Annotated in this window: 2 protein-coding genes; both read right to left on the bottom strand. The window is 43.4% G+C overall.

The annotated features are described in order from the left end of the window. Window positions 1–1,283: nitrogenase component 1 (locus VN429_RS04975; RefSeq protein ID WP_325630446.1), on the bottom strand; the 1,283-nt coding region annotated here is incomplete at its 3' end. A gap of 1 nt (window position 1,284) precedes the next feature. Further along, window positions 1,285–2,134, bottom strand: an 850-nt coding sequence (locus tag VN429_RS04970) for a nitrogenase component 1 (protein ID WP_325630444.1), incomplete at its 5' end; no start/stop codon positions are given.

Below are 2,134 nucleotides of genomic sequence, written 5' to 3'. Positions count from 1 at the left end.
TCCTCAAGCAGCCGGAGCCCTCCGTGATATCCGACATATGAACTGCACATGATTAGTCTCTCCTTAATTGGAGCAGATACTGCCAGGAAGTTGCCATGAAGTTCTTCTGCTAATTTTTTCTCAAAGATACTCCCGATAATGAGAGGTGGCCCAAAATAATCATTCTTCCTGATATCCTGATGAATAAGGTAGCCATCTGTTGAAAAGATGACCTCTGCCTCAATTCCATATGCATACTCGGCAAACATCTTTCTGATCCGGTCCTGATGTTCTGAAGGAGTACCATCTGTTATATACTGTTTCTCTGGCACGAGTCCGAAATCATTCACCAGAAACCGGGATATTGCAAGGGCATCAGCTGCATTTGACACGAGAGAGAACCGTCGTGACATTGTCCGGTTCTCAAGAAATACATCTGATGTCCGTTCGATGTAATAATAAAACTCTTGCTCATGTTTTTCGATAACCGATTCAATAATGCCTGGATCCACTTCTGCAAATGCTCCTACTGTCCGAAGAAACTTTCCTGATTCATATGCCCCTATAGGCACGCATGGGTAATGGAGGAATGGAGTTCCAAATAACGTATTGAGAGTTATGACATTTTTGAGTCCAACCCATGGGGAAACAAGGAGATTAAACTGAGCAGCAGGAATCTTATCAATATTTTGGACTCCTCTGGTTTCACCAAATATCGTGTTTGGTATAAGGCCAATCTCGATGAGCAATTTCTCGAGTTCACGGATATTTCCGATCCAGAAAGGATCATACGAAGGAACAGGCCCCCATATATTTACAAGCCCTTTTATAGTCTCCTGCTTTGGTTTTTTGGTAAGGTACTGGTTACATATGGCATCAATTACCCATTCATGCCCTTCAAGATTTGTTCCCTTGAATCCAGCGGTTTCTACGTATATTACCGGCTTTTCGCTTTCTGAAAATTTCTTTACCACTGAGATGATGTCATCGCCCACGATCTCAGTAGTACATCCGGATAGAACAACAAACAAATCACCGTCAATGACCCTGAGTGCATGTTCAATAGTCTCGCTGAGACGGTCTTCACCACCAAAGACGATCTCTTTTTCAGAGATATTGGTACACGGGTAGATCTGGGGAGAAATGTATCCTGAATCACCGTTACTCCCTGCAATACCTCCTGCCAGTTTCGCTGCACATCCAGGACCGGCATGCAAAATTGGGACGCCCCGGTGAATTCCCTGCACTGTTTGCATGGCTCCTAGAGCACAGACATACCTCGGCTGATCAATAAGTTTTGGCATCTTATTCATCCCCTGGTGTAAGGAAGTGATCATTTTTTTGTGAGAACCACCAGTCTGTGTACGGAAGTTTGACCCTTTTTGAGAGGTTATCTGTAAAACTGCGGTTGGTTACCACATCCAGCACTGAATATGCAAACTGAAGCAGACCTGCGTATCCGAAGATAGTATACTCATCGTAGATACATAAGGCAGGAATTCCAAGTTTCATAGCCCATACTGTTGATCCGGTATGTCGTGAAAAGAAGATGTCAGGTTTGATGGTATGGAGGATATGCACCAGTTCGTGATTCTGGAGATCACATACATTGAGTGGAAAATTATTCGGAGAATGAGTAGCGAGGTAGTCAAAGGATTCCGGGATCTTCCCATTATCATACTGATGATCAAAATGCCATGCTGCAGAGTACACAACTTCGATCCCAAGTTCCTGTAGCGTCCTGGTGGTATTGAAATTAAATCCTGGACCCATGGCAACAACGGCCCTGATGCCTGATAATTTTTGCTTTACTGCCTCTATTTTGGGAAGATACACTCCCCGTTCCCGTTCAATATACTCTTCAACTTCTTTCTCTTTTCCAAGTGTTTTACCAATTCCCCTGAGCCAACTTTCGAACCCTGCGATTCCGTGTGGCTGAAGGGATGATATGTATGGAACTCCGTACTGCTCTTCAAGAGCTGTTCCAAGATATGTACCAAGTGTTCCACAAGTGCTGACCGTTGCTGCTGATTCAGATATTCTGGATAACTGCTCAATCGTTGTGTTTGATATGATAAACAGAGGTTCAAATCCGAATTCATTGAAAATTGCAGTTATTTCTCTCCTTGCACTGCCGTAGAAGTTGATTATATTA

It is taken from the genome of Methanospirillum sp. (assembly GCF_035560735.1).
Taxonomy (GTDB): Archaea; Halobacteriota; Methanomicrobia; order Methanomicrobiales; family Methanospirillaceae; genus Methanospirillum.
The sequence above is the reverse complement of the archived record's forward strand: the minus strand, read 5'-3'. Positions and strand labels throughout refer to the sequence as shown.